We start from the raw sequence: 2,137 nt of genomic DNA on the forward strand, positions 1-2,137 counted from the left end.
TTAGTGCTAAATTAACATCAATAGCTTCTTAAGCTTATTATAGCGTTAATTCAACGTAAAATTGACTTGGTCAATTTGATCGCTGAAAAGCAGTGCCTGAGAAAGTTTCAAGTTTTTGGAGAGGTCTTTTGGATTGAGTCCAAGCAAATGCCAGCAAAACAGGCGAAAACGAAGCAACTGTACCCGAAATAACCAATCCTCGTGCCTGACTTTGAGCCAAGTTCCCACTCAAGGGAATGGAGATGGTTTGGTTCTCCCAGACTGCCCCTAGCTGTACGCCAATCTCGTAAGGCAGAACATTGACACTTGCACCGGTATCCAACAATGCCATCACTTCTAGAGAACGGTTCCCCAAACTGAGAATCAAGGGTAAATATGGCATGATGCTCGATCGCCCAAGGCTATCGGTTCGCTCTGTGAATGAAAAACGTTGACCATCAACCATTGGCTGCTTCCTGTGCTGCTACCAGAAGATCTGACAAGGCTTGAACTGCCTCGTGATCTGCCTGAGGAGACCAGAACACAGCTTCAGTTGATGCCAACTGATTCAGAAGCACGTTTTCAGAATCACTATCTTCAACAGATTCTAGGCTACATCCTTCTTCTTTAGCAACTGCAAGGAGAAGAAAGTGGATGAGTCGAAGTTTATCTTGATGAGATAGTTTACTAACCGTGGGTAAAAGTTCGCTGAGGGACATATTGGTTCTCTCAAATGAAAATGCTATAGGTAGAATGTAGAATTTAGAATGTAGAATGTAGAATGTAGAATTTAGAATTTAGAATGTAGAATGTAGAATTTAGAATTTAGAATTTAGAATTTAGAATTTAGAATTTAGAATTTAGAATTTAGAATTTAGAATTTAGAATTCGGCATTCGGCGTTGCTTAATAATGGAATGATTTTAAGAGTAGGTGCGCGCCTCCAAGGCCGCGAGCAATCCCTCGCGGCCTTGGGTCGCACCTGTGGAATGGGCATCAGGCGTGGAACTGGCATCTTGCCAGTTTCAATATATTTTCGGGCGGGCAGGATGCCCACTCTACTTCTATTCATTCCTTGATTCAGCAACACCCTGAATTCTGCATTCTACATTCTACATTCTACATTCTTATAAATTATTAATTCTACATTCTACATTCTACATTCTACATTCTACATTCTTCATTCTTCATTCTTCATTCTCAATTCAGAAACATCTCAAACACCAAAATAAGCCGGTTCATTCCCCGGTTTCCACTTAATATTGCAACCAATACTAGGCTTTTGCTCAGAATTCACTGGTTGCGACCCTAGCACCGCATCAATAGCTGCTCGTAAATCCTTACCGGTAACTGGTATCCCATTACTAGGACGACTATCATCCAATTGACCTCGGTAAACTAGCTCTTGGTTAGCATCGAATACAAAAAAATCTGGGGTACAAGCAGCTGTATAGGTCTGAGCGGTTTCCTGACTTTGATCATGACAGAAGGGAAAAGTGAATCCCAGCTCCTGAGCCATTTCCTTAAGTTTATCGGGAGCATCATCCGGGTAATTATCGGCATCATTAGCGCTAATCGCCACCATACCGATATTAGCATCGGCATAGTCTTTCCCTAGCTTAGCCAATTCTCCCTGTACATGTTTAACAAAAGGACAATGGCGGCAGATAAACATGACCAGTAACCCCTGCTTACCGGCAAAGGTGTCTAAGGAAATCGTCTCCCCAGAAACCGCATCCGGTAACTGAAACTCTGGTGCTTTGGTACCTAAGGACAACATTGTCGAGTTAACTAGTGCCATCGTTTTACTCCTAAACTATTGCGGTGACAACTTATATTCTTCTAACCTTGCCTACCATATCAGATCCCATGGCAACGGCTATGATCTGATATAGCGCTACGCGCAAGTCCGCAAGTCCGCAAGTCCGCAAGTCCGCAAGTAAGCTATGACTAAGTTTCGGAGTTTAGGAATGTCAAACATCTGAATGGGTAGTGCTATAGCAGTCGCCAGGGCAGTTAGGACATCGACATTAGTCTCACACCCTTTGTAAGCGATGCAGCGCGGTCTTGGGGGTTTCCCCCATGAGCGACTGCATCAAGAAGCGCAAGAGTTTGACTTCTGACAAATGACTTCTGACTTCTGACTTCTGCTATATATG

General features: G+C 43.1%; 3 protein-coding genes. All 3 read right to left on the reverse strand.

What is annotated here, in order from left to right; all coding sequences use genetic code 11:
* Nucleotides 1-70 precede the first annotated feature (70 nt).
* Nucleotides 71-445 carry a pepsin/retropepsin-like aspartic protease family protein gene (locus F6K38_RS40095; protein ID WP_008184629.1) on the reverse strand — a complete coding sequence of 125 codons (375 nt, stop codon included), beginning with the start codon at nt 443-445 and terminating at the stop codon, nt 71-73.
* A complete protein-coding gene (locus tag F6K38_RS40100; RefSeq protein ID WP_008184627.1) occupies nt 438-698 on the reverse strand; it encodes a hypothetical protein in 261 nt (86 codons plus the stop codon). The genes F6K38_RS40095 and F6K38_RS40100 overlap by 8 nt, the downstream gene beginning before the upstream one ends.
* Before the next feature lie 496 nt (nt 699-1,194).
* Complete coding sequence (locus F6K38_RS40105) at nt 1,195-1,779, reverse strand: thioredoxin family protein (RefSeq protein WP_008184625.1); 585 nt, start codon at nt 1,777-1,779, stop codon at nt 1,195-1,197.
* Nucleotides 1,780-2,137 lie beyond the last annotated feature (358 nt).

This window comes from Moorena sp. SIO3B2 (assembly GCF_010692525.1).
GTDB classification, from domain to species: domain Bacteria; phylum Cyanobacteriota; class Cyanobacteriia; order Cyanobacteriales; family Coleofasciculaceae; genus Moorena; species Moorena producens.

What these genes read in the sequence shown, in the direction of transcription:
- F6K38_RS40095 (WP_008184629.1), bottom strand. Translation starts at nt 445, where the DNA reads ATGGTTGATGGTCAACGTTTTTCATTCACAGAGCGAACCGATAGCCTT.
- F6K38_RS40105 (WP_008184625.1), bottom strand. Translation starts at nt 1,779, where the DNA reads ATGGCACTAGTTAACTCGACAATGTTGTCCTTAGGTACCAAAGCACCA.
- F6K38_RS40100 (WP_008184627.1), bottom strand. Translation starts at nt 698, where the DNA reads ATGTCCCTCAGCGAACTTTTACCCACGGTTAGTAAACTATCTCATCAA.